Here is an 18,396-nt window from a genome sequence, read left to right on the forward strand (position 1 = left end):
CCATTCTCTTTGGGTTACTTTTCTCTTGGGCCAGCAAGAGAAAAGTGACTCGAGCGGCGGCAGCCGTTCGAAACGCCCGCCGCGCAGGGGGCACGCTGGCCGTAACGCGACAATCGCCGCGTAACGAAACTGAATTACCAGCCTTCGACTCTTGAAGAGCGTTTCCAGCCTGCGACGGGATGACGGCAAAAAAGGAAATGTTCCCGCGAGCACCCGCCCCTCACCCCAGCCCTCTCCCCGGCGGGGAGAGGGAGAAACAGCGTGCCCTACGACGTCCTCGGCACAAACCTCAACGCCACCGAATTCATGCAATACCGCAACCCCGTCGGCCGCGGCCCATCATCAAACACATGCCCCAGATGGCTATCGCAACCCGCGCAACTGACCGCGATGCGCTCCCAGCCAAACGAAGAGTCGCGTATCTCGATCACATTCTGCTTGGCGATCGGCTGCCAGAAACTCGGCCAGCCCGTCCCCGAGTCAAATTGCGTCGCCGCATCGAACAAGGCCGTATCGCACGCGGGGCAGCGGTAGAGGCCCGGCACAGCGGGCTTATCGTGCGCGCCGCTGAAGGCACGCTCGGTACCTGCCCGGCGCATCACGTAATAAGCATCGTCGCTCAAGCGCTCATGCCATTGCGCATCGGTGAGCACGAGTTTGGGCACGTGGCATGGCCCCAGCTTGTGACCATCGTCCGCAAAGCAGACGAGCAGCATATCGGCGCCGGTGGCGGGCGGCGTTGCAGCCATCGCCGCACCGCTCAATGGGCCACGCTTCAACAGCGTGGGCAGTGCAAAGCCTCCGATGGCAGCAAGAGCTCCTCCTGTGAGCGCCGCGCGCAGAAAGCGGCGACGCTCCAGTTTCACGATGTCCTGGGTGCGGGACATGGCAACCTCCGTGAGGTTAGTGAGGTGAATCAGCCGAAAGTAAAGGCGTAGGCCTGCACGCCGGGATCGAGGAAGGTGATCTCGAAGGTGCGCTCACCCGTGCCGTTGGCTTGGCGAACCAATTGATAGAGACGCTGCGAACTCACCGTGCCATTGCCATCGGCATCGGTATCCATGCCGTGATCGGCGCCCGGCGTTTTGCCGTCGATAGTCACGCGGAAGCGCACCGGCTTGCCGTCATGGCCAGGGCCGAGCACCAGGTGCAAGTCGCGTCCGCGGAAGCGGTAGACGATGCCGCCATTGGCGCCGTCCAGCCGCGCACTTTCATCGCGGACCGTCCAGCGGCCATCGAGCGCCCACTGATTGGTCATCAAGGCCTTTGGTGCGTGATACGTCCACACATCGTCATGCGCAACCTGTCCACCTGCGAAATTCTCGGCGCGGGCGTAACCGACATAGGTCTCCGGCGAGCGCATCGCATCGCCCGAACCCGCCGCTTCCGCGCCCTCGGCACCCGGCTGCACATAGCCTCCCGGGAGATTCTTCTGGCCGGCTTCGGTGAGCAGCTGACGGATCACGTCTTCGCTCTGCTCGTACTCGCCTTCGCCAAAGTGATGATGGCGAATATGGCCCTGCGGATCGATGAAATAGTGCGCCGGCCAATACTCGTTGTTGAAGCCTTTCCAGATCGCATAGTTGTTGTCGAGCGCCACCGGGTAGTCGACGCCCAGGTCCTTGATGGCCTTGCTGACGTTCTGCGGATCTTTCTCGAAGGCAAACTCAGGGGCATGCACGCCGATCACCACCAGGCCGTGATCCTTGTACTTGTCGGCCCATGCGTGGACATAGGGCAGCGCACGTATGCAGTTGATGCACGAATACGTCCAGAAATCGACCAGCACCACTTTGCCGCGCAGCGACTGCGCCGTGAGCGGCGCGGTGTTGAACCATTGCGTCGCACCTTCCAGCGACGGCAGTTCGCCTTCGATCGGCAACGGCTCGCCTTGCTTGACCACGGGTTGCGGAGCGGGGGCCGGGCGGGCCGCGTCGATCAGCTTCTGCTCGATGCCACCCGTGCTGGCCAGCGCCACACGTGTGAGCACGCCGGTATCCAGGCCAAGGGCAATCACCGCCACGCCGGCAAGCACCAGCACGCCGAGTGCGCGCCGCACCCATTCGCCAGCGCCTAGCGAGCGCTTCATCAGCGAAAAGACGCGCCCACCGATCACCAGCGCCAAGGCCAGCGACGTGGCTGCGCCCGCGGCATAGGTGAGCAGCAGCAGGGAGGTTTGCAGGCTGGCGCCATTGAGCGCCGCGCCGGTCAACAAGAGCCCGAGGATGGGCCCTGCGCACGGCGCCCACAGCAAGCCGGTCGCCACGCCGAGACCGGCGGCGGACCAGATCGAATCGTTTTCATCCGAGTGCTGCGACAGCTTGTTGCCCAGCGCGACGAACGGACGGCTGATCCATTCGGCCAGCCGCGTGGAGAGCAGGGTCAGGCCGAGCACTGCCAGCACCACCATCGCGACGATGCGTCCGTACTGATTGGCCTGGATCGCCCAGCTGCCGCCCACGGCCGCCAGCGTGGCGACCAGGGCAAACGTCAGCGCCATGCCCAGCAGCATCGGCAGTCCGTTGCGCGCGAAGGGACGATCCGCCCGCGCAAACACGAACGGCAGCACCGGCAGGATGCACGGGCTGAGGATGGTCAGTACGCCGCCCAGATAGGCGAGGATCAACACGAGCATGGCGTGGTAGGTCCGAGGGGATGTCACCGGATCATTCGTCCGGGAGTTGTCTCAGGTTACATGCGCCACCGACAAAAAAGGCCCGGCGCATGGCCGGGCCTCGTGACTTGCCTCTATGCAACGATCAGAAGCTGGCGCGCGCGCCCAGGCTGACGTTTTCGGTGCCGTCGTTGTTCACGCGCACGCCGCCATGCAGCGCCCAGGTCGGGTTGAAGCTGTAGACCAGGCCGAAGTCGGCAAACACCTTGCCCAGGATGCCCGGGCCGCCATGGCTGTAGTGGCCGCCATTGCTGTAGCCGACATAGGCGTTGGCCACCAGGTTGTCGATCACGCGGCCCATCACACCGGTGTTGATGGCCCAGAGGTTGCCGTTGGTGCTGACATTGCCGCAGCTGCGATCGGAGTAGTGGGCAGAGCTGACCCAGTCGCAGTAATGGTCGCTGATGCGATCGTGCGTATAGGACACCTGGGTCACCCAGTCGGCCTGCGAGCCGATGGAAGCGGCGTAGCCCAGGCCCAGCGACCACGGGCGATCCTTGAACTTGTCACTCGAGCCGTAGGTGTAGCCCGAAGCGTAGTCGCTGCTGGAATACGTGGGCGAGCGCAGGTCGCTGTAGCGCCCGAACACGTGGAAGTTGTTGGCGAACTGATAGGAACCGCTTAGCGACGCGCCGTCCGCTTTTGCCTCGTGACCCGAACCGGTCACGTTGACGTAATCGAGCTGCACATAGGTGTAGCCGATGCCGTTGTTGTCGGTAGCCTTGACAGCTAGCGGGGCGATGAAGGCGGCCAGCGCCATCGCCGTGAGGATCTTCTTCATTGGGGCGTTCCTTGCAATTGAAAACGAGCGGTCTGCTGGGGGAGGGCAGACTCGGCGCGTATTAGGCCAGCCAAGGGATAGGCGGGCTATCGGAAGACTCCGAAAGTCCTGCGAAAATGCCATTCAGCGAGTCCTTGCAGCGATCCGCAGGCTGCGCTGATGGTGGCAAGAGGTAACTTGATGCCGGTGTGCGTCGAATGGAAGAACAGGATCCGCGACGCTCCGCCATGACCGCCACCTTGACCGCAACCCACTCAATAGGTCTAGATATCGTCCTTTCCCGCTGGGCCAGGATCGATTCAACCGTGAGCGACGCTGCTGCTCCCTTCAGCGACACGCAGGAGCGCCAGCGCGCCGCGTGGATGGCTGCGGCACAAGGCGGCGACCGGCGGGCCTACGAGCAGGTGCTGGCGGCCTCGGTGCCGCTGATCCGCGTCGCGGCCCGCCGCAAGGGCGTGGCGCCGGATCAGCTCGACGACGTAGTGCAGGAAACCCTGCTCACCGTGCATCGCGTGCGCCATACGTACGATCCTTCGCGTTCATACGATGCCTGGCTGTCCGCGCTGGCCGGCCGGCGTGCCATCGATGCGCTGCGCAGCCAGGGTCGCCGCGGCAGCCGGGAAGTGCATGACGAGCTTGCCTATGACATGCACCCTGACGTGGACGATGCGACCGCCGCGACGGAACGCGAACAAGAGGCGCAACGGCTGCACGATGCGATTGCCTCGTTGCCGCCGGGTCAGCGCGAGGCGGTCGAGCAGCTGGGCCTGAAAGAACGATCGCTGGCGGAGGCATCCGCCGAGACGGGGCGCCAGACCGGCGCGCTGAAGGTCAACCTGCATCGCGCGCTCAAGGCGCTGCGGTCGCGCTTCCACGGAGAATCCTGAGCACCATGGCCGAACCCCGACTCCCTGAGTCACTGATCCAGTCACTGGGCGACCAGCTCTCGCCGGTGCGGCGCTTGCCGCCCCCGTGGGTGCGCACGCTCGGCTGGCTGGTGGCGGTGGCGGTGATCGCGGCAGGGCTGTTGGCGCACTTTGGCGCGAGCCACATGCTTCGGCGTTTCGAAGCCGCGCCGGACATCGCCATCGCCGGCGTGGGTGCGGTGATCACGGCGGTATGCGCGGCGTGGGCAGCCTTTACGCTGGGCGTGCCGGGGCGCTCCTCGCGTTGGGCCTGGCTGCCCTTGCCCGGCCTGTTGCTGTGGGTGGGCGCGAGTGGGTTGGGCTGCATGCGCGACTGGCTGGGACCATCGGCGCATATCGCGGCCATCAATGAGGCGAGCGACTGCCTCATCTTCATCATCAGCCTTTCGGTGCCGCTGTCGGTGTTGTTGATCTGGCTGCTGCGTCGTGCCTGTCCGCTGCGCCCCGTGCTGGCGGCGATCATGATCGGATTGGCGTCCGCGGCGGCCTCGGCGGCCTTGCTCGAGATCTGCCACGCCTACGCCGTGGCGGCCACCGATCTGCTCACGCACGCGATGGCGGTGGCCATCGTGGTGCTGGCCAATGCGCTGATGGGCGGGCGTCTGCTGCAGCCTGCGCTCAAATAAATCGCCGGCCTACGCTGAATCAAACGGCCGTAGCCGGTGAGGTCAAAACAGGTGTTGCGTCGCAACACATCTGAGCCGCCACGACCCTCGTCCGGTGGCGCCCCGACGGCAGACTGGCATCCGACAACGAGGCGCTGCCGGGCAAAACCAATCGCCGCAGCGGCGCGCCGCACGCACCGCAACAATCGCAATTTATTGCTGCTGGTTTGCCCGTATTCAAACTGAATGGGGTTATCTGGGCGCCACCTGCGTTTGTCATGCATGGGTATAGGCTTCCGCTCCGGAAGGGGGCGCGGATCTAGCGATCCGTTGGCAGTGGATTGACGGGCCAGGGACGGACCGTTCGCATCGTGCAGGAATGCTGATGCGGCGTGGCCGGTGTGGATGTACTCGCAGCCGGTTTGCCGTGGTCGTTCGGGAGGGACGATGACGGTTGTTCCATGGAAGTGCGGCCCAACCGCACGGTTACCTCACCGCTTCTGGAGATACCTGACCATGAAAGTTTCCCGTTACGCCGTACTCGCCTTCGCGAGCGCCGTTGTGTTCGGTCTTGCCATGTCCCCCGTGATGGCACAGAGCACCACGCCGCAGTCGACCCAGGACGCCAGCAAGGACGCGATGAAGTCCAGCTCGGACGCCATGAAGTCCAGCAGCGACTCGATGAAGAGCGACTCGATGAAGAGCGATTCGATGAGCAGCGACTCGATGAAGAGCGATGCCAGCAGCCAGCACCACAAGAAGCAGCACAACACCAAGAAGAGCGCCGCGCCTGCCGCCGCGTCCACCGCCGGCCACTGATACCGTTGCGCTGAAAAAGATGAGGCTCTCTCCGCGGAGAGGGCCTCTTTTTTTGCCTGCGCTTGCCCCGGCGCGCCCGCTTTCGGGTCGGGAAGGAGCATCACTTTGGATGTCGCGGCAGGCTTTTCGTGCCCAGCCAATGGCAGTCAACAGTGCAAAAAAGGTGGTTTTTTGCCGTTTGGCCGCGCCTCGCGCGGGGCCGGCCTCGCAGGGAGCCCCGGCATCTGGTTTTTTCTGTTTGACATGCGCTTCAAGGTGGTCCGGTATACTGGTATTGCGCGATCCCGCGCGTCGATCCCGCATCGAGGCAAACGCACTTGAGTCAGACTGCCAAGCGCAGCACCAAATCCGCCACCACGGCGGTCGTTCGTCAGCAAGTCATCAACGCGCTGGACGAACTGAAGGCCAAGGACATTCGTGAAATCGACGTCCGCGGCAAGACCTCCATCGCCGATCTGCTGGTCATCGCCTCCGGCACCTCCGCGCGCCATGTGAAATCCATCGCCGACGAAGTCGTCAAGTTCGCCAAACAGGCGGGCGTGATGCCGCTTGGCGTGGAAGGCGAGCGCGAAGCCGAATGGGTACTGGTGGACCTGGGTGACGTGATCGTCCACGTCATGCTGCCGCGCATCCGCGAGTTCTACGGCCTGGAACGGCTGTGGACGGTGGGTGACCGCGACATGGACACCGAAGTCGCCAACGCGGGCTAATGGCCCGCCCACCGGCGGCGAGAGCCGTGCGCCGTCCAACGCGCGCGGCCTGCCGCTTATTTTTCCGATTTCTGGATCGTCAATCATGCGCGCCCGTCTGATCGCCGTCGGCGAACGCATGCCCGCCTGGGTCGCCGAAGGCTTTGCCGAATACCGCAAGCGTCTGTCGCACGACCTCCCGCTGGAATTGATCGAGCTCAAGCCCGGCATCCGCGGCAAGGGGCGCGACGGCGCGCGTGCAATCCAGGACGAAGGCGCGTCGATCCTGGCTGCGCTGCCGCGGGACATTCACGTGGTCGCGCTCGATGGGCGCGGCAAGCCTTGGTCCAGCGAAGACCTGGCGGCCCAGCTCGCCAAGTGGCGCATGTCCGGTCGCGATCTCGCGTTTCTGATTGGCGGGCCGGACGGCCACGCGCCCGAGGTGTTGGCGCGGGCTGACCAGTCGTGGTCGCTCGGGCCGCTCACGCTGCCGCACATGCTGGTGCGTCTGGTGCTGGCCGAGCAGCTCTATCGCGCCGCCACCTTGCTGGCCGGTCATCCTTACCACCGCGCGTAAGCGGACAGGGCGACATCGACCAGCCGGCCGTGTTTTCCGCGGCAAGTGGTCATAGGCGCGCCCCGACTCACCTCGCATACTGGTTGCAACGACGCGGTTCGCGGGAGTTGCGCATGTCCATCACGGTACGCCAGGCCACCATCCACGACCTCGACCTTGTGGCGCCGCTGTTCGATGCCTATCGCGTGTTCTACGGGCAGCCGACGGATCTCGAACGGGCCACGCGTTTTCTGCGCGAGCGATTCCAGCAGCATGACTCGGTGGTGATCTTCGCCTTGAACGCCGATGGTGAAGGCGCGGGATTTGTTCAGCTGTATCCGATGCACTCCTCAGTGCGCACATCGCGCAGCTATCTGCTGAACGACCTTTTTGTCGCACCGAACGCGCGTCGACGCGGCGTGGCTGCGGCACTGATGCACGAGGCGATGGACTTCGCGCGCGCCGTTGGCGCAGCCGGCATGACGCTCGCCACGGCGCATGCCAACACGCCTGCGCAGCACTTGTACGAGTCGCTGGGATGGCAGCGGGATGAGGAATTTCGCGAGTATTTCATCCGATTCTGACGCATCGACCATCGTCTAGCTTGTCGATAGTTTGACGTTACCGCGCGGTAGTATCGGGAGATTGCCGTGCAGGAGACTTCAACGTGGACAAGCGCATCCGCCATGCAGGATTGGCCGCCAAGGTCATGACGGCCGCCAAGGCTGCTGACCTGGTCGACCACGGCATGACGATCGGCATGAGCGGCTTTACCGGTGCGGGCTATCCGAAGGCAGTGCCGCAGGCGCTCGCCGCTCGCATGGTGGCGACGCATGAGCACGGCGAACCGTTCCGCGTGCGCGTGCTGACTGGCGCATCCACGGCGCCCGAACTCGATGGCGCGCTGGCGCGTGCCGACGGCATCGATCTGCGTCTGCCGTATCAATCCGATCCGGAGCTGCGCGCACGCATCAATCGCGGCGAGATGGATTATCTGGACATCCATCTCAGCCACGTCGCGCAATACGCGTGGTTCGGCTTCTTCGGCAAGATCGATCTGGCGGTGATCGAAGCTACCGCGATCATGCCCGATGGCAGCTTGCTGGCGTCCTCGTCGGTGGGCAACAACAAGACCTGGCTCGATCTCGCCGACAAGGTGATCGTCGAGGTCAATCACTGGCAGCCGCTCGAAATGGACGGCATGCACGACATCTACTACGGCACGGCGCTGCCGCCGCACCGCAAGCCGATCCCCTTGCTCAAGCCGGACGATCGCATTGGCGAAAAATATCTGCGCCTGGATCCGGGCAAAGTCATCGCCGTGGTGGAGACCCATGCGCCCGACCGCAATAGCGCGTTCGCGCCGCTGGACGATTGCTCGCGGCAGATCGCGGGCCACCTGATCGATTTCTTCCGTCACGAGATTGCCAAGGGACGGCTGCATCCGCAGCTGCTGCCGCTGCAATCGGGCGTGGGCAATATCGCCAACGCCGTGCTCGCCGGGCTGCAGGAAGGCGGCTTCAGCGGCTTGAGCGCGTTCACCGAGGTGATCCAGGACGGCATGCTCGACCTGCTTGAGAACGACGTGTTGTCGGTGGCCTCGGCCACCTCGTTCTCGCTGAGCCCGGCAGGGATCGAGCGCTTTCTCGCAAAGATCGACTTCTTCCGTCAGCGCATCATTCTGCGCACGCAGGAGATCTCCAATCATCCGGAACTGGTGCGCCGCCTGGGCTGCATCGCGATGAACGGCATGGTGGAAGCGGATATCTACGGCAATATCAATTCCACCCACGTCGCCGGCACCAGCATCATCAACGGCATTGGCGGTTCGGGCGACTTCGCGCGCAACGGCTTTCTGTCGTGCTTCCTCACGCCCAGTACCGCCAAGAACGGCGCGGTATCGTGCATCGTGCCGATGGTCAGCCACGTCGATCACACGGAGCATGATGTGTCGGTGATCGTAACGGAGCAGGGCCTGGCCGATTTGCGCGGCCTGTCGCCGCGCCAGCGCGCCAAGGTGGTGATCGAGCGCTGCGCGCATCCGGACTATCGCCCGATGTTGCAGGACTATGTCGATCGCGCGCTGCATGACAGCCGTGGCAAGCACACCCCGCATCTGTTGCAGGAGGCGCTGTCGTGGCATCAGCGTTTCCTCGACAGCGGCGATATGAGACCTTAGGCGTTACTGCCGCAACGGGATTGGTTCACATGCTCTATCTCGCCTCCCAATCACCGCGCCGTCGCCAGTTGCTCGAACAGATCGGCGTGAACTTCCGCATTGTCGACGTCGAGGTACCCGAGCAGCGGGTATTGGGCGAGTCGCCGCGCGACTACGTGAGCCGCGTGGCGCGCGAAAAAGCGCGCGCCGGATTGGCGGCGCTGGAAGAGGTCGGCGCCGCCGTGCTCGGTGCGGATACGGAAGTCGTGCTCGATGACGAAGTGTTCGGCAAGCCCGACGACGCCGAGGATGCTGCCTGCATGCTGCGCCGCCTCGCGGGCCGCGTGCACGAAGTGATCTCCACCGTATGGCTGGTGACGCGCTCAGGCGAATGGTCCGATACCAGTCTTTCGCGCGTCAGCATGCCGCCGTTGGATAACGCAACGATCGCGGCCTATATCGCCACTGGCGAACCCTTCGGCAAGGCCGGTGCCTATGGCATCCAGGGGCATGGCGCCAAGCTGATCGAACATCTGGATGGCAGCCATTCGGGCGTCATGGGCATGCCGATTTACGAGACCGCGCGGCTGCTGCGTGCGCACTCGCTGATTGCCGCCTGATCCACGCCAAGCTCAGTGGCTCATCACGAACCACGACACCACGGCCAGCAGGTTGTTCATGCCATGCGCGACCACGGCCGGCCAGATCGATCCCGACTGCACGCGCAACCAGCCGAGAATGAGGCCGAGCAGGGCCAGGTTGGGTAGCGCGTACCAGAGAAAGGAAAGATCCGGCAGGTGCACACAGGCAAACAGCAAGGATGACAGCACGATGGCCGCGCCATTGCCGGTGTAGCGCGCCACGGCCGACAGCAGTACACCGCGGAACAGCAGTTCCTCCACCAGCGGACCCAGGCTGATCACCAGCAAGGCCAGCGGCAGACGCAAGGCCATCGATGTATTGGCACCCAGTTGCTTGATGTCCTGGCTCACCTCGTGTCCGTGCGCCAGCCACTGCGTGAGCATGCCGCCGACTATGGGCATCATCACGCCGGCGGCCAGCGCCGCCACGTAGAAAGCGATATGTGGAGTAGACGTGAAACCCAGTCCCGGCGGTGCGCCTTCGGCCCATCGCTCGGGCCACCAGCGCCGCGCGAAGTGCACGATCACCGAGGCGGAAATCAGCAGCGTCACGATCACGGCCGCGGCCGTCATATCCGACTGGCCAAGCCAGTGGCGGCCCAGCGGAATAATGGCGCTGAGTCCGCCGCCGTCGCGCAACGCGCCGACCATGCCAGCCATCAGCGTGATCGCACTGCCGACGGCGAGTTGCAGGATGAAATACAGCGCGATCAGGGCGATGGCTTGGCCGGGAGTCGGCGCACGCGAGGTCGATGGGGCAGGCGAAACAGGCAAATCAGTCAGGCGGTTCGCGTCCATCGAGTCGATCCAGAGCGCACTCGCGCAGAGTAGTTGTGCCGACAGGTTTCGCCCGCAACGGCTGACACGATCACGCTAGACCCTGCTGCTGCGCGTGCCAATCCTGTCCTTTGGCACGGTCAGCGCGGGTTGGGCGCGCGCTCTACCGGTGGCTGTCATCGCGTTCACGGCAGCGCCTTGTATAGTTATGGGACGATCCAAGGAGGAAATCGGCGCTCAGGCGCCAGCCCATGTTTGCATTTGACTGGCTGTCCGACCCGACTGTCTGGGCAGGTCTACTCACCCTCGTGGTGCTGGAGATCGTGCTTGGCATCGACAATCTCGTCTTCATCGCGATCCTGGCCGACAAGCTGCAGGCCAAAGAGCGCGACAAGGCTCGCGTGCTCGGCCTCTTGCTGGCCCTGGTCATGCGACTGGCGCTGCTGGGTGCGATGTCATGGCTGGTGAAACTCACCACGCCCGTGCTCACGCTGGGCGCCGTGTCGTTCTCGTGGCGCGACATCATCTTGTTGCTTGGCGGCGCCTTCCTGTTGTTCAAGGCGACTGTGGAGCTGCACGAACGCCTGGAAGCGGCTGATCATGACGAAGCGGCGAAGCGTGCACCGGCGCGTTTCTGGCTGGTGGTCGCCCAGATCGTCGCACTCGATGCGGTGTTCTCGATCGACTCGGTGATCACGGCGGTGGGCATGGTCGATCATCTCTCGGTAATGATGATCGCCGTGGTGGTGGCCATGATCCTGATGATCAGCGCCAGCAAGCCGCTCACCAACTTCGTCAATGCGCGGCCGACGGTGGTGATCCTGTGCCTGTCGTTCCTGCTGATGATCGGTTTCAGCCTGGTCGCGGAGGCTTTCGGTTTTCATATCCCGAAGGGCTATTTGTACGCGGCGATCGGCTTCTCGATCCTGATCGAGGCGTTCAACCAGACCATGCGCCGCAATCGCCAGCGCAGCCTGCTGGGCAGCGCGCGCACACTGCGCGATCGCACCGCGCTGGCGGTGTTGAACCTGCTGGGCGCCGGCGGCGACGACGAAGATGCCGCGCCCAAAGCCACTGCGGCGAAGCCCGAGGGCAGCGTCGCCATGTTCGGCAAGGACGAACTTGCGATGGTGCAGGGTGTGCTGGATCTGGCGCATCGGCCGGTGCGCTCGATCATGACGCCGCGGCCGGAGATCAACTGGATCGACCCGCGTGAAAACGCCGAACAGTTGCGCGCGGAAGTCACTGCTTCAAGTCACGCATGGCTGCCGGTGGCGGGCGACGATCTCGACCAGTTGGTGGGCGTGGCATCGTCGCGCGACCTGCTGGCGAGCCTGCTTGAGCACGGCCATATCGACGTGGATCAGGTGGTGCGCAAGCCGCTCACCGTGCTCGAATCGCTGAGCGTGCTGCGCCTGATCGAAGAATTCCGCCGCTCGCCGCTGCAGGTGGCGCTGGTGGTGGACGAATACGGCAGCGTGCTCGGCCTGGTCACGCCCACCGACGTGCTCGAAGTGATTGCGGGCGAGTTTCCGGATGATGAAAGCGGTGATCCCGCCGCCGTGCAGGCCACCGATGGCAGCTGGCTGCTCGACGCCAGCCTCGACCTGCGCCGCGTCGAACACCTGCTCGGCTTCAAGCTCACGGGCGACGACAGCTTTTCGACCCTGGCGGGCTACGTGCTGCAGCAGTTGGGACGCCTGCCCAGCGCAGGCGACGCGTTCACCAGCGAAGGCCTGCGTTTCGAAGTGGTGGCGATGGACGGCGCACGCATCGAGCGGCTGAAGGTCAATCCGATCGAATGAGGCGAGCGTCGCGCACAGGGTGCGCTCCCACCACAACCTCGTCCTGTGGGAGCGCACCCTGTGCGCGACGCCTTTGGCCTCAACCGATCAACAATGCACGCCCCAACCCAATAACCCCCAGTACCAGCGTCACGCCCCACGCCATCGAAGACACCATAAACCCCGGCCCACGCTTGGCCGCATCCTGCAGGTAAGCCACCGCGTACCACACGCGGCCAGCCACCCAGACCAGACCCGCCACGCCAGCCCACAGCGGATAGCCGTACTGCACCGCCAGCCACAGGGTGGGCAGGAAGATTACGGTCGATTCCAGCGTGTTCATCTGCACTCGCCAGGCGCGCTCGAACGCCGGATGCCCGTCGATGGCCGGCGCCTTCACGCCGTATTTCTCGCGTGCGTGTCCGGTGGCCCAGACGGTGCCGAACTGGAGCAGGACCGTCAGCAGGACGACGACGGCGGGCAGGTGCTGGATCATGGCGGGTACTCGCGGAAAGGTCGCCCACTGTAGCCATCGCGTGCCAATGGCGGGAGGGGGCGGGAGGGGTTATCGTCTTGCCATCGTTGGATGAGCGAGGGCCTTCCTATGGATTGGCAGAAAGGCGAACGGAGTCAGAACGTCGAGGTCGACAGCGGCGGAGGCGGCGGCGGTCCCCGCTTCGGTGGGGGACGCGGACTGGGTATCGGTGGCATCGTCATCCTGGCGATCCTGGGCCTGGTGTTTTTCAAGGATCCGACCGCTCTGCTGAGCCAGGTCGACAGCGGCGGCCAGCAGGTCGCTGCACCCAGCGGGCAGCCGGCCAATGTCGATCCGCAGACCAAGGATTTCGTCAGCGCCATCCTCGGTTCCACCGAGAAGACCTGGGGCGACATCTTCACCGCGCATGGCCGGCAATACGTCGATCCCAAGCTCGACTTGTTCAGCGGCGGCGTGCGTACCGCCTGCGGTGCGGCTTCCACGGCGGTGGGGCCGTTCTATTGTCCCGGCGACCAGAAAGTCTACCTGGACGTGGCGTTCTTCCAGGAGCTGGAAAGCCGTTTCCATGCGGCCGGCGATTTCGCCCGCGCTTACGTGATTGCGCACGAGGTGGGCCACCACGTGCAGAACCTGCTCGGCGTGTTCGACCAGGTGGAGCAGGCGCGTCGTCGTGGCGCGCGGATGGAAGGCGCCGATGGTTTGTCGGTGCGCCAGGAGCTGCAGGCCGATTGCTTCGCCGGCGTGTGGGCCAACCACAGCCAGCAGCGCCTGCAGTGGCTGCAGCCGGGCGATATCGAATCGGCGCTCAACGCGGCCAGCAAGATCGGCGACGATGCGCTCCAGCAGCAGGCCCAGGGTAGGGTGGTGCCGGACTCGTTCACGCATGGCACCTCGGCGCAGCGCGTGAAATGGTTTACCGCCGGCTTCCAGAGCGGCGATATCGCCAGCTGCAATACGTTCGCGGGCGAGCCCTGAGCTCAAAGCACGTCGAAGGCCCGCCATGCGGGTCTTCGACGTTTTAGAATGGCGGCCTGCGCGCCTCGGGGTGCGTTTTAGAACCATCTGCATGTTGCATCCCTGTCTGAGTTGCGGTGCCTGTTGCGCCTATTTCCGCGTGGCCTTTCATTGGTCCGAGGCGGACGCGTCGCTGGATGGCGTGGTGCCGCCAGAACTCACCGAGACACTCGACCCTCATCGCCTGGTCATGCGCGGTACCCAGGCCTCGCGGCCGCGCTGCGTGGCGTTGCAGGGCACGGTGGGGACGGCGGCCCATTGCGGCATCTACGAGCGCCGGCCTTCGGTGTGCCGCGAGGTAGAGCCGTCGTGGGAGTTCGGCCGTCCCAGCGCGCAGTGCGACAAGGCGCGGCTAGGCCATGGCTTGCCGCCGCTCACACCGGAACACTGGCCACTGGCCGTGTCCGGCGACTGAGCTCAGCGCCCCATCAGTGGATTGGCCTCGTTCTGGAAGGCCAGCACGAACTGCTTCAGATCACCTTCGTTGACGTCCGAGACGACCACGTAGTGCATGCCGTCGCCGGTCCAGCGGATCACCGTGTAACCGTGCTCCTGGCTGACGGCCTGCACAGCTGGCCGAGTCTCGGCGGGCCACTGGAACAGGTTGATCACATGCAGGTGACGCTTGTAGATCAGCGCGGCAACACTATGGCCCTCCAGCGCATCGAGGCGGCCACCCACCAGCGGAAAGCCTTCGGCGGCCAGATCCTTCACCCGCGGCGAGAAATCCAGCTTGCCCTCGAACCATGGCTTGACCGTGTGCTGGTCGGTCGACACCACGTCCATCAGATGCTCGCCCTGCAAGGAGCGCACATGGCCGGAAATGGCCTGGGCGACGATGGCATCATCCCCGCCGCGAGTGGGCAGCCAGTGCAGCCACGCCGGCACGGAGAGCAGCACCGCCGCGGCAAAGCCCGCTGCCGCCGCGAACGCAACAGGTGTGCGTCGCCGCACCGTGATCGGTGTCACCTTTGGAGGCGCCGCAGGCGCTGCAGGCGTCGTCCATTGGGCGCGCAGTGCATCCGGTGCGCGACGATACAACGCCGGTTCGGACAAGGCCTTCTGCATGATGGCGTAGGTCTCGTAACGGGATTTGCACGCGCTGCACTCGTGCAGGTGGCGAGCCATCGCCGCACTGCTGGCAGCATCCAGTTCGTCGTCGAGATAGGCGTGCAAAAGCAGCCCAGCGTCATCGCAGATCATGACGGCGTACCTCCTTGGGCCGGCAGGTGAGTTCGGCCCGCAAGCGATCGCGGGCGCGCGCAAGACGGGACATCACCGTGCCGATCTTCTGTCCGGTGATGGTCGCGATTTCCTTGTATGAGCATTCTTCCAGTTCACGCAGTACCAGGATTTCGCGCAATGGCGACGGCAGCCGTTCCAGCGCCGCCTGCAATGCGCCGACGTCCACGGCAAGCAGGGTGAGGGTTTCGGGTGACGGGCCATCGTCGATGAGCGGATGCACCGCCTCGTCCAGTTCGTCGTGCAGCGCATCCTGCGGGGTGCGACTGCGCAACGTATAAAACGTGTTGCGCACGATCGCCAGCAGCCACACGCGCACGTCGCCACCGCGGAAGCTGTCGAAATAACGCAGTGCACGCAACATCGCTTCCTGCACCACATCCTGCGCATCGCTGGGATTGCGTGCGAGCCAGTGGGCGAGGTTGTAAGCCGCGTCCAGATACGGCACCACCTGTGCCTCGAAGCGTGCGCTTCGGGCGGCGTCGGCGGCTCTCATGCTGGCGGTCGGCTGGGATGGCATAAGTGGGTATACCCCGGTTCCGGCCACTTTATTCCAACGCGAGTTTCGCGGCACGTGCCGGGAATAGACGCGTGCATCGGTGGGTATTGGGCTTAGGGCGCGGACGAAGTGTCTGCCGCCACTAGCGGAGATCCGACGATGGACGACATTCAAGACCTCGAGGCCGGCGACCGCCGCCAGTTCCTCAAATGCATGGCGTGGGCCGGTGCCGGCACGCTATGGCTGATGCACGGCGGCGTATTGAAAGCCCAGCCGCTGAACGCCCAGGGCGCGGCCAGCGCCGCCGACTCAACCTTCAGTTTCGCGCAGATCAGCGACTCGCATATCGGCTTTAAAAAAGCGCCGAACATGGACGTCGCCGGCACGCTGCGGCAGTCGCTGGCGATGATCAACGCCCAGAAGAAAGAGCCCGACTTCGTGCTGCATACGGGCGATCTCACGCATCTGTCGCGACCGGAGGAATTCGACGCGCTGTCCGGCATCATGCAGGACGCGCGCATGGCCAAGGTGTTCTACGTGCCTGGCGAGCACGACGTGATCGGCGACAACGGCGCCGAATTCTTCCGCCGTTTCGGCGAGCGCCAACAGAGTGGCGGCTGGTACAGCTTCGACCACCACGGCGTGCATTTCGTGGGACTGATCAACGTGCTGAATCTGAAAGCCGGCGGCCTGGGCTCGCTCGGCGCCGATCAGCTGGCGTGGCTTAAGAAGGATCTCGCCGGACTTTCTGCCGACACGCCGCTGGTGGTGTTCGCACATATGCCGCTATGGCCGCTTTATCCGGACTGGGGCTGGGGCACGGACGACAGCAATGAAGCGGTGAGCTATCTGCGTCGCTTCGGTTCGGTGAGCGTGCTCAACGGCCACATCCACCAGATCCAGCAGAAGGTGGAAGGCAGCATCACGTTCTACACCGCGCGCTCCACTGCCTATCCGCAGCCGGCACCGGGCACGGCGCCGGCGCCGGGACCGATGAAGGATGTCGCGCCGAACGATCTGCACCGCTATCTGGGCATTCGCGACGTGCGCCACGTGCAGGGCAGCCACGCGCTGGCCGTGACCGAAGAGGTGATGGCATGAACGTGATGTCATGGTCGCTTTCAGTGATCACCAGCTTGGTCGTGGCCGCGGCGACAACCTCGCCGGCGCTGGCTGCCAATGCGGCGAAGAGCACGCCCGCCAAGCCCACCACGGTGGACATCAAGGATTTTGCGTTTGCTCCGAAAACCCTGACCATCACGGCGGGCACGCGCGTGGTGTGGACCAATCTTGATGAAGAGCCGCACGTGGTGGTCAGCGCGGGCAATCAGTTTGCGACGTCAAAAGCGCTGGACACCAGCGACAGCTACGCCATCACGTTCGATCACGCTGGCACGTATACCTACTACTGCGCCATCCATCCCATGATGGTAGGCACGATCATCGTGAAGTGACGGCGCTGTCGAAGCGGTAGATGTCCATCGCGAGCAGGCCGTATTCGATGCCTGCATCGATACGCTGGGCGTGCGAGTCCCCGCCCGCCGCGCCCAGCGCCACGAACAGCGGCAGCAGATGTTCGTCGGTGGGATGCGCGCGTTCGGCAAACGGCGCCTGGCGGCGATAGTCGAGCAGGGCGGGCACGTCACCCTCGGACAACTTGTGCTCGATCCACTCGATGAACGGGCGTACGTACGGCGCCTCGCGTTCCCCGCTGTAGCCGGCGCGGAAATCGTGCAGGTTGTGCGTGATGCTGCCCGAGCCGATCACCAGCACGCCGTCGTCGCGCAAAGGCGCCAGCGCGCGGCCCACCGCGTACTGATGGGCGGGCCCCAACTGCGGTTGAATGGAGAGGGGAACGACAGGGATGTTGGCGTCGGGATAGAGCAGACGCAGCGGCACCCAGGCGCCGTGATCCAGGCCCTGCGTGGGATCGAGCGTGGTCGGCAGCCCAGCCTTGTCGAGCAGCTCGGTCACATGCGCAGCGAGTGCCGGCTCGCCCTTCGCCGGATACTGGATATCGAACAGCGCCTGCGGAAATCCATGGAAATCGTGGATGGTCTCCGGCCGCGTTGCGCCACCGACGTGCGGCTGGCGCGCCAGCCAGTGCGCCGTGGCGATCACGATGGCCTTGGGCCGGGGCAGCTCGCGCGCAAGCTCGGCCAGCCGCTCGCCCACGCGACGGGGCTGGATCGCTGTCATGGGCGAGCCGTGGGAGATGTAGAGGCTGGGCAGGGTGGTCATGGTGGCGTTCCTCGTGGGGACCACCATAGGGTAGGGATTTGCCAGGGAATTGCAGCGTGCGTGGGGTGAACGATGCGTCACTGGAGGGGAACGATGGGGGATTTCGCCATGCCACTTCGTGCTCGTCGTCCTGACGCCTGCTTTCAGCCTTTCAGGTCGTCATTCCTGCGAAGGCAAGGATCCCGCCCTTGATCGTCATCCCTGCGAAGGCAGGGATCCAGTGACTTTGTGCTGCGATCGTCGCGTTGAGGCCAGCGTGCCGCCTACGCGGCGGGCGTTTCGACTGCCTGCCGGCAGCCGAGTCACTTTTCTTTTGCTGGCCCAAAAGAAAAGTAACCCAAAGAAAATGGCCTGATAACGCCCGCAGCATCGTGCTGGGATAAGCCCGAACGCTTGAGGCTGGCTGTTGTGGGACAACCTCCGAGGGTACACAGCGGGTACTGCAAAGCGCTGCGCAACGCGCCCGAATCGCTGAGTACTTAAAGCGGGGCCCC

General features: G+C 64.5%; 21 protein-coding genes. 13 read left to right on the forward strand and 8 right to left on the reverse strand.

The features are described from left to right. Positions 1-266: 266 nt before the first annotated feature. From msrB to AC1DMY_RS02690, 3 genes are all read right to left on the reverse strand, one after another. The gene (msrB, locus tag AC1DMY_RS02680) at positions 267-887 is read right to left on the reverse strand and encodes a peptide-methionine (R)-S-oxide reductase MsrB (RefSeq protein ID WP_477163474.1); all 621 of its coding nucleotides are present in this window, start codon (positions 885-887) and stop codon (positions 267-269) included. Positions 888-916: 29 nt separating this feature from the next. Then, entirely contained in the window at positions 917-2,635 is a 1,719-nt protein-coding gene (locus AC1DMY_RS02685; RefSeq protein WP_477163475.1) for a cytochrome c biogenesis protein DipZ, read from the reverse strand. Between the two features lie 124 nt (positions 2,636-2,759). Further along, a complete protein-coding gene (locus AC1DMY_RS02690) occupies positions 2,760-3,455 on the reverse strand; it encodes a hypothetical protein (RefSeq protein WP_477163476.1) in 696 nt (231 codons plus the stop codon). A 362-nt stretch (positions 3,456-3,817) separates the two neighbouring features. Between AC1DMY_RS02690 and AC1DMY_RS02695 the strand changes: the two genes are divergently transcribed. The 8 genes from AC1DMY_RS02695 (at position 3,818) to AC1DMY_RS02730 (ending at position 9,828) form a co-directional block, all read left to right on the forward strand. Next, positions 3,818-4,342: an RNA polymerase sigma factor gene (locus AC1DMY_RS02695; protein ID WP_477164180.1), complete on the forward strand. Its 525-nt coding sequence runs from the start codon at positions 3,818-3,820 to the stop codon at positions 4,340-4,342. Positions 4,343-4,347: 5 nt separating this feature from the next. Then, a complete protein-coding gene (locus AC1DMY_RS02700) occupies positions 4,348-5,007 on the forward strand; it encodes an NrsF family protein (RefSeq protein WP_477163477.1) in 660 nt (219 codons plus the stop codon). A 495-nt stretch (positions 5,008-5,502) separates the two neighbouring features. Next, a complete protein-coding gene (locus AC1DMY_RS02705) occupies positions 5,503-5,805 on the forward strand; it encodes a hypothetical protein (RefSeq protein ID WP_477163478.1) in 303 nt (100 codons plus the stop codon). Between the two features lie 317 nt (positions 5,806-6,122). Continuing rightward, a complete protein-coding gene (gene rsfS, locus AC1DMY_RS02710; RefSeq protein WP_121878472.1) occupies positions 6,123-6,515 on the forward strand; it encodes a ribosome silencing factor in 393 nt (130 codons plus the stop codon). An 85-nt stretch (positions 6,516-6,600) separates the two neighbouring features. Beyond that, complete coding sequence (rlmH, locus tag AC1DMY_RS02715) at positions 6,601-7,071, forward strand: 23S rRNA (pseudouridine(1915)-N(3))-methyltransferase RlmH (RefSeq protein WP_477163479.1); 471 nt, start codon at positions 6,601-6,603, stop codon at positions 7,069-7,071. 113 nt (positions 7,072-7,184) lie between these two features. Next, positions 7,185-7,634, forward strand: coding sequence for an N-acetyltransferase family protein (locus tag AC1DMY_RS02720; RefSeq protein WP_477163480.1), 450 nt, complete (start codon positions 7,185-7,187; stop codon positions 7,632-7,634). 83 nt (positions 7,635-7,717) lie between these two features. Further along, positions 7,718-9,229, forward strand: a complete 1,512-nt coding sequence (locus AC1DMY_RS02725) for an acetyl-CoA hydrolase/transferase family protein (protein ID WP_477163481.1) — start codon at positions 7,718-7,720, stop codon at positions 9,227-9,229. Positions 9,230-9,258: 29 nt separating this feature from the next. Beyond that, a complete protein-coding gene (locus AC1DMY_RS02730) occupies positions 9,259-9,828 on the forward strand; it encodes a Maf family protein (protein ID WP_477163482.1) in 570 nt (189 codons plus the stop codon). A 12-nt stretch (positions 9,829-9,840) separates the two neighbouring features. Here AC1DMY_RS02730 and AC1DMY_RS02735 read toward each other — a convergent pair whose 3' ends face one another. Beyond that, the gene (locus tag AC1DMY_RS02735) at positions 9,841-10,647 is read right to left on the reverse strand and encodes a lysostaphin resistance A-like protein (protein ID WP_477163483.1); all 807 of its coding nucleotides are present in this window, start codon (positions 10,645-10,647) and stop codon (positions 9,841-9,843) included. Between the two features lie 230 nt (positions 10,648-10,877). On the opposite strand from AC1DMY_RS02735, the gene AC1DMY_RS02740 reads away from it, so the two are divergent. Continuing rightward, on the forward strand, positions 10,878-12,431 hold the full coding sequence (locus AC1DMY_RS02740) for a hemolysin family protein (protein ID WP_477163484.1): 1,554 nt from the start codon (positions 10,878-10,880) through the stop codon (positions 12,429-12,431). 79 nt (positions 12,432-12,510) lie between these two features. Here the strand turns inward: AC1DMY_RS02740 and AC1DMY_RS02745 are convergent, their stop codons facing one another. Next, a complete protein-coding gene (locus tag AC1DMY_RS02745; RefSeq protein WP_425479421.1) occupies positions 12,511-12,906 on the reverse strand; it encodes an MAPEG family protein in 396 nt (131 codons plus the stop codon). 108 nt (positions 12,907-13,014) lie between these two features. On the opposite strand from AC1DMY_RS02745, the gene ypfJ reads away from it, so the two are divergent. Next, a complete protein-coding gene (gene ypfJ, locus AC1DMY_RS02750; RefSeq protein ID WP_477163485.1) occupies positions 13,015-13,881 on the forward strand; it encodes a KPN_02809 family neutral zinc metallopeptidase in 867 nt (288 codons plus the stop codon). 91 nt (positions 13,882-13,972) lie between these two features. Beyond that, entirely contained in the window at positions 13,973-14,335 is a 363-nt protein-coding gene (locus AC1DMY_RS02755) for a YkgJ family cysteine cluster protein (RefSeq protein WP_046971396.1), read from the forward strand. A gap of 2 nt (positions 14,336-14,337) precedes the next feature. Here AC1DMY_RS02755 and AC1DMY_RS02760 read toward each other — a convergent pair whose 3' ends face one another. Continuing rightward, a complete protein-coding gene (locus tag AC1DMY_RS02760) occupies positions 14,338-15,123 on the reverse strand; it encodes an anti-sigma factor family protein (RefSeq protein ID WP_477163486.1) in 786 nt (261 codons plus the stop codon). Next, positions 15,110-15,658, reverse strand: coding sequence for a sigma-70 family RNA polymerase sigma factor (locus AC1DMY_RS02765; protein WP_441604358.1), 549 nt, complete (start codon positions 15,656-15,658; stop codon positions 15,110-15,112). Before AC1DMY_RS02765 ends, AC1DMY_RS02760 begins: the two co-directional genes overlap by 14 nt. Positions 15,659-15,820: 162 nt before the next feature. Here AC1DMY_RS02765 and AC1DMY_RS02770 point away from each other — a divergent pair, with 162 nt between their 5' ends. Then, positions 15,821-16,762, forward strand: coding sequence for a metallophosphoesterase family protein (locus AC1DMY_RS02770; protein WP_477163487.1), 942 nt, complete (start codon positions 15,821-15,823; stop codon positions 16,760-16,762). Then, entirely contained in the window at positions 16,759-17,115 is a 357-nt protein-coding gene (locus AC1DMY_RS02775) for a cupredoxin domain-containing protein (protein ID WP_477163488.1), read from the forward strand. Before AC1DMY_RS02770 ends, AC1DMY_RS02775 begins: the two co-directional genes overlap by 4 nt. Here the strand turns inward: AC1DMY_RS02775 and AC1DMY_RS02780 are convergent. Continuing rightward, positions 17,102-17,902, reverse strand: a complete 801-nt coding sequence (locus AC1DMY_RS02780; protein ID WP_477163489.1) for a dioxygenase family protein — start codon at positions 17,900-17,902, stop codon at positions 17,102-17,104. The genes AC1DMY_RS02775 and AC1DMY_RS02780 overlap by 14 nt on opposite strands. Positions 17,903-18,396: the final 494 nt, after the last annotated feature.

Source organism: Dyella sp. 01L423 (assembly GCF_056399945.1).